This window comes from Acinetobacter seohaensis (genome assembly GCF_056431365.1).
Genome location: NZ_JBWKMK010000107.1, coordinates 1 through 5,145 on the forward strand (window position 1 = coordinate 1; position 5,145 = coordinate 5,145).

General features: G+C 32.6%; 5 protein-coding genes and 2 pseudogenes. All 7 read right to left on the reverse strand.

The genetic code is table 11. The features are described from left to right. Window positions 1–265: 265 nt before the first annotated feature. Window positions 266–1,198 carry an N-acetyl-gamma-glutamyl-phosphate reductase gene (gene argC / locus AC07E5_RS10145; RefSeq protein WP_279676148.1) on the reverse strand — a complete coding sequence of 311 codons (933 nt, stop codon included), beginning with the start codon at window positions 1,196–1,198 and terminating at the stop codon, window positions 266–268. Between the two features lie 179 nt (window positions 1,199–1,377). After that, entirely contained in the window at window positions 1,378–2,211 is an 834-nt protein-coding gene (locus AC07E5_RS10150) for a ThiF family adenylyltransferase (protein WP_279676149.1), read from the reverse strand. Between the two features lie 13 nt (window positions 2,212–2,224). Then, the gene (locus AC07E5_RS10155; RefSeq protein ID WP_279676150.1) at window positions 2,225–2,680 is read right to left on the reverse strand and encodes a GNAT family N-acetyltransferase; all 456 of its coding nucleotides are present in this window, start codon (window positions 2,678–2,680) and stop codon (window positions 2,225–2,227) included. Window positions 2,681–2,706: 26 nt separating this feature from the next. Then, window positions 2,707–3,429, reverse strand: a complete 723-nt coding sequence (locus tag AC07E5_RS10160; protein WP_279676151.1) for a 2OG-Fe dioxygenase family protein — start codon at window positions 3,427–3,429, stop codon at window positions 2,707–2,709. Window positions 3,430–3,461: 32 nt separating this feature from the next. Beyond that, window positions 3,462–4,358, reverse strand: a complete 897-nt coding sequence (locus tag AC07E5_RS10165; RefSeq protein ID WP_279676152.1) for an iron-containing redox enzyme family protein — start codon at window positions 4,356–4,358, stop codon at window positions 3,462–3,464. Window positions 4,359–4,416: 58 nt separating this feature from the next. Next, window positions 4,417–5,010: pseudogene (locus tag AC07E5_RS10170) on the reverse strand (fatty acid desaturase family protein); the annotation flags it as partial. 18 nt (window positions 5,011–5,028) lie between these two features. After that, a pseudogene (locus tag AC07E5_RS10175) lies at window positions 5,029–5,145 on the reverse strand (transposase); the annotation flags it as partial.

A 5,145-nucleotide genomic window follows, 5' to 3' on the forward strand; every position in this document is an offset into this window, starting at 1 on the left:
AGATTCATGCACGTGTAGCAGTCCTCAACAGATTTACGGAATTAGGTCGACCAGTTACCCAAGTTACGCCTTAAATTTGGCTCAATTAGGGGCGCTTTGCATTTCAAATCTTTGTGCAACAAAGCCCTTCATATTATAAACAATATATTTATTTTAGCCATAAATCTCCATTCGAGTGTTAAAATTTAACACTCGCCAATAATAATTTTAACCAATAAATAAATTAAATAATTGCATAAAAAATAGGGTATGGGGCGTATAAGTGCTATTGTCCTGACAACATTAAATTCAGATTTTGTACTGCTGCACCAGATGCACCTTTACCTAAATTATCATAAACTGCAGTAAGGAGTACTTGCCCTTCATTTTCATTCGAAAATACATAAATGTTAAGTTGGTTAGTACCATTTAGAAGTTCAGGATCAAGATTCTTTGTATTCTGAATATCATCAGTTGATTGAACTTTTATATATTCAGAATTTTCATAATGCTTACTCAAACAGTTATAAATCTTTTCAACTGTTATATTATTGGGTAATAACCGTAAATGAATAGGCACATGTAGAACTATACCTTGGCGATATTTCCCGTAATGAGGGGTGAAGATTGGTGAATAATCCAATAATGCCTGAGCTTTCATTTCTGGAACATGCTTATGATGAAGGTCTAGACCGTAACTACAATATGGTGTGTTTATAGGTTGGGGATGATTAGGATCTTCATAGGCATCTATTAGAGATTTTCCTGACCCAGAATATCCTGAAGTAGCATGTACATTTACGGGATAATCTCTAGGCAGAATACCAGCACTCGTCAGAGGGCGCAATAATGCAATTGCACCTGTAGGATAACACCCAGGATTTGATATTCTTTTTGCTTTATAAATCTTTTCTGCTTGACCCTTAACTAGTTCAGGTAAACCATAAGTCCAACCTAAAGATGTTCGGTGCGCTGAACTAGCATCCAAAACGCGAACATTAGAACTCTTGATAAATGATACTGCTTCAATAGCAGCATTATCAGGTAAGCACAATATAGCTATATCACAACTATTTAAAGCTTGTGATCTTTTTAATGGGTTCTTTCTTTCAGAATTTGGTAGTTGCAATAACTCAATATCATTTCTACCAGCTAACTGAGAATGTATTTGAAGGCCAGTTGTTCCAGCTTCTCCATCAATAAATATAAGTGGTTTCATTTCAATAAAAAATCCTAATGATTGTAGAGATATTACCACGATTAATTTCTATAATAACCCTTTTATCTGAGTAAAAAGATGCAAGTTTCGATCTCTTTTTTATGGTGATCAATCAAAGACATCTACTTACAACAAATAAAAAGGATAATAATTAAACCAATGCAAATCAAAAGCTTATTTTATAATTTTTCATTGGTTTTTAGATCATTAACACCATTATTCACGTACACTTCCTCAAATTTTCCAGCCATGTAATCAATCTGATAAACATATGGTACAGGCTTAAAGAACATTTCTCGATTCAGTAATTTTGCTAATGTAAAAGTTGATGTTAGAGTTGTTGCTAACAGACAGGCTGAGCTTAAAGATGCAACCTTACGTTCTTCAAAATCTAATTTTGGACTTTCTAAGTAAGCTCTATGCAGATGTAATGGATCTAAACCAATACCAAAATTAATAAGCTTTTCCGTCTCTGTCATATCAGACGTTATCGCAAAGTAGTCTTCAAATGACATGCTGTCCGGATGAAAATGATGTAATGTTCCCCCAAAGCCAATAGGACAAGATACAACGGCTGGAATCCCCAATTCTCTAGCTTTCTTATACATGAGAACACGAGGTTCAATTACAAAGTAATCCATCGCATCACAAAGTACATCTACATTCTTTAAGAAAGCATCTACATTTTCTTCATTTACGCCATTATATTGCTCTATTCTCAATGCTGGATTAATCGATAATAGGCGTTCTCGTAATACATCTGCCTTTTTCTTATCAACAGTGTGTATTGTTGCTCCAAATTGTCTATTGAAGTTTTCAGGACCAAAAGTATCAAAATCTGCAATTTTGATACCTCCTACTCCCATTCGAACTAGAGTCTCAGCATGGGTATAACCAACACCGCCACAGCCGGGAACAGCGATTGTTTTATCAGCCAGAATTCTAAGCTCCTCCTCACTAACTAAACCAATCATACGGCTATAAATTACTTCACGTGCATACTTGTTTGTCATTTAAAATACTCTACTATTTACCAACATAATGAAAACCAACAATTTTAAATCCATGCTTAGACCAAAATGATTGTGCCAAACTATTACTAACAAAAGTATCTAAACAAACTTGCTCACAATTATTTGCTATTGCCAATTCTTTCAAGTGGTTTAAAAGTTTTGCCCCTGAGCCTTTGCAACGATAACTATCATCTATAATAAAATGGTCAATATATAAATATTTTCCACAATAAATTCTGGTGTTAATCCAATATCCAGATAAACCTATTAATTTATCATTACTGAACAAGCCCAAACATTTCCAATTTAATTTTGAGACATCATCTAATCTATTTTTTAATAGATTTTCATCTAAATTTTGGTAAAATTTAGATAACAGTGGAATCGTTATATTAAGTTCTTCATTTTTTAACTCGCTAATCATTAAATTAACATAACTAGCATCAGAAACTGATTGAGTGATTTTCATAATAACTCCATTAGTTTATTATCCTTTTAATGAAATTCTATAACCAATAGATCTCTATAGCCATAATTACAACCACTTATAACCTCAATTGGTGTAGTATCATGAAAAACGGTATCATCTCTAAAAATAAGCATTTGATTCTGTTTTTCTAATGTTCCATTAAAAATGGGTTTTTGATGCATAATGTCTATAAGGGTGGTTTCACCACCAGAAACATTGATTTTATCTGTCATAAATAAACAACTAAATTTAACGCCATCACGATGCTTACCTTCAGGAACAGGTAAACCTTGCATATTCGGACGTGCGAGAATTCGATTAAAATATGTATTGATCTTCCATGTTTGAACATCCTCTATTTCACCATAATTATTAGCTAGTTCTAATAATAAAGTTCTGAATACTTGATTATTCGCCATATTTTCAGTGACAGGTGCGAAATAGCGGTTCATTCCACCATTTAAAGGATTAAAATACAAAGGTTGGTAGTAAGGGACATGGGGTTGCTGTTCCAATTTATTACCATCAGCAAACCATTTAAATTTGCCAAAGCGACGATACCGATAAGAACCGCCATCATTCATGTATTTATCAATTTCTAAGTTATTCCAAAAGTTCTTAAATTCACTCCAATCAGGCATACTTAAAAAGTCTATATCTAATAGCTCATTTGAGTCACCAATTACAAAACGTTCATTTTTAAGGTTAAGTATAGATTTCATGAGTTTATCATTTGAAACTGTTTCCATTTTTTTATCCTCTAATAATATAACTACTGTATTTAAGATATAGCAATTCTGATACTTTTATAGTAATCGATAGCAATGTTATATCTTGTTAAACACCCTATGCAGATTTCCTTAATAATTTCTGGGTTGTGCTTTACTAGTGGCAGTAACACACGTTGTAGAAGTTGTTTTCCATGATTTGCATCTATTTTTATATGCATTTCATGATAGTAAATAATATCTTCAGATAAATTTAGTCTTTGCATTGCTTTAACAGTTTTTGAAAATCTATAAGGTGCAGTATGTTCTAGAATTGCTAATGCTCCCAATAAGCGAGGGTGATATTGTCGGCGTAATGAATACATTAAAAGTAAATTGCCATTTTTTAATGCTTCAGTGGGCGGTTTAGGAGTTAATACTCCATTATCTAATAATGCTGAAAGTTTCTTAGCAGATTTATTAAATAGGATCGTGTGCATTTCAGCTTCCTTTCCTAACCCCATTTCATCCCAGTAGTTTTCTGCTAATGCTAATTTCATATCGCCTGTGAGTCCTAGTTGAGCCAAAGCGATTACATCATCAAAACGACCATCCACTTGTTCTTCCATAGCTATATAGAAGCCTAACTCTTCTAGTGTGGCTTCATTAGCTAACCAATTGAAAAAACAAGAGACCTCTTTGGTGTGACGTGAATGTAATTCGTTATACCAATTTATGAACTCAGAATAATTCTGAGGGAAAGTAGTAGTGTCGATAAGACTTTGTTCAAAATCATTCCAAGCATCTTCAATTAGATGGATATCATAATATTCATCAGATTTGGGAGCGGATAGATAATTTTGTGGTTCGCCAAGCTCTCGTAGATAAAACGTATTCAGTTGTGTCTGTGTTAAAAGTGAATTGACTATTTTTACCGCACTATCATCACTAATATTGAAACTTGATTGCATATTTTCTAATCTATTTTATTTAAAAGGAAAAATACTGTTAATCTTGATTATTTAAAGTTTATTTCTTCACCATAGATTTAAAGAGTCCTAAATAAAAATCTCTATAAGTTGTTTCCTGAAATTCATTTTTATCTTTAATCTTTTCATGTAAGTCATGTAAGCGATCAATAGGCAAACCTGGCATTAAATGGTGCTCAACATGATAATTATTGCCATTAGTGAACCAATTCATGAAGGCATTACTTTTTATTGTGCGTGTATTCCTAAAAGGATCAATAGAATTAGTATCACAACGAAAATGTTCTGGCATTTCAATTAATGCATGTATAGGTGCAGCAACTAATAATAATGGGCACAACCAGATATATAGAATGATGCTATTTCTAAACCATATAGATAATGCAGACAAAATCATGATCATGAGCAACATTGTTAGATAATCCCTTTTTATTTTCTTAGATACATGTTTTGGGACATCCTTATAATTTGATAATAATGCAATAAAAATGTTCTTTAAAAACATTGGATAATGAGCCAACATAAATAGCCTATTCAACAATGAACTTATTGATTTTAAAGATAATTCACCATACTGATCTCCATAGTCAAAATATTCTCGATTTTCTGGCGTACCTAAATATTTATGATGATGTAAATGGCTAAGCTGTCATTAAAAAGTAAACATGTATTCTTTTCCGAATTGGTTTGATACTCTCTCCACCCATTGCTCTATTTTATCAGCTGTCATGACTTGAAAATCTCGCCAATAATATTTCATCTGCTTCCA

Coding starts and splice junctions, on each gene's coding strand:
- argC (WP_279676148.1), bottom strand. CDS start 1,198: ATGAAACCACTTATATTTATTGATGGAGAAGCTGGAACAACTGGCCTT.
- AC07E5_RS10150 (WP_279676149.1), bottom strand. CDS start 2,211: ATGACAAACAAGTATGCACGTGAAGTAATTTATAGCCGTATGATTGGT.
- AC07E5_RS10155 (WP_279676150.1), bottom strand. CDS start 2,680: ATGAAAATCACTCAATCAGTTTCTGATGCTAGTTATGTTAATTTAATG.
- AC07E5_RS10160 (WP_279676151.1), bottom strand. CDS start 3,429: ATGGAAACAGTTTCAAATGATAAACTCATGAAATCTATACTTAACCTT.
- AC07E5_RS10165 (WP_279676152.1), bottom strand. CDS start 4,358: ATGCAATCAAGTTTCAATATTAGTGATGATAGTGCGGTAAAAATAGTC.